The following is a 562-nucleotide window of genomic DNA, read 5'->3' as shown; positions in this document are numbered from 1 at the left end:
GGATATACAGCGTCGGTGCCGCACGACGCCAGACGATGCCGACTTGTGGCAACCACCGCCTGAGAGTTGAGCTATGAATAACGATACGGTAAAGCTTATGCAGTAGCAGTGCGAATAATTCACTACTCCAACGCGACCGCTGATAACCCAGTGTCCTGGGTACATGGTTCACCAACAGTTTTAAAACACCGCAGATAAAGCCTTTGGGCTGACTTGGTGGTCGCCCAGCACCCTTGGTTTTAAGGCCATCTATACCTGCTGCTTCATACCAGGTTACCCACCGGTTTACTGATGAACGGCCTGCTTGCAAAACACGGGCTACTTGCGACTTGGTTTCACCTTTTAGCACCAATAACACCGCATTTGCCCGGCGGCACAGGTCTTTATCTCGGGTTTTATGTACAATTTTCTTCAAGCGGCGGGTTTCTGCGCCGTATAAAAATGCTATTTTGTTCATACTCAATGCGGTTGTTGATTGGTTATGTTTGGCGACTGATCTGATCGCGCAAACCGCATTGAGTTCCCTTCCTCGGGTGATCTACTATTTGGAACAGCTATTTAG

General features: G+C 48.9%; 1 protein-coding gene. It reads right to left on the bottom strand.

Annotated elements, in window-relative coordinates; genetic code table 11:
- Positions 1-457: helix-turn-helix domain-containing protein (locus JIG41_RS14660; protein WP_199525013.1), on the bottom strand; the 457-nt coding region annotated here is incomplete at its 3' end.
- Positions 458-562: the final 105 nt, after the last annotated feature.

It is taken from the genome of Pseudoalteromonas sp. bablab_jr011, from assembly GCF_016464045.1.
Lineage (GTDB): Bacteria > Pseudomonadota > Gammaproteobacteria > Enterobacterales > Alteromonadaceae > Pseudoalteromonas > Pseudoalteromonas lipolytica.
The sequence above is the reverse complement of the archived record's forward strand: the minus strand, read 5'-3'. Positions and strand labels throughout refer to the sequence as shown.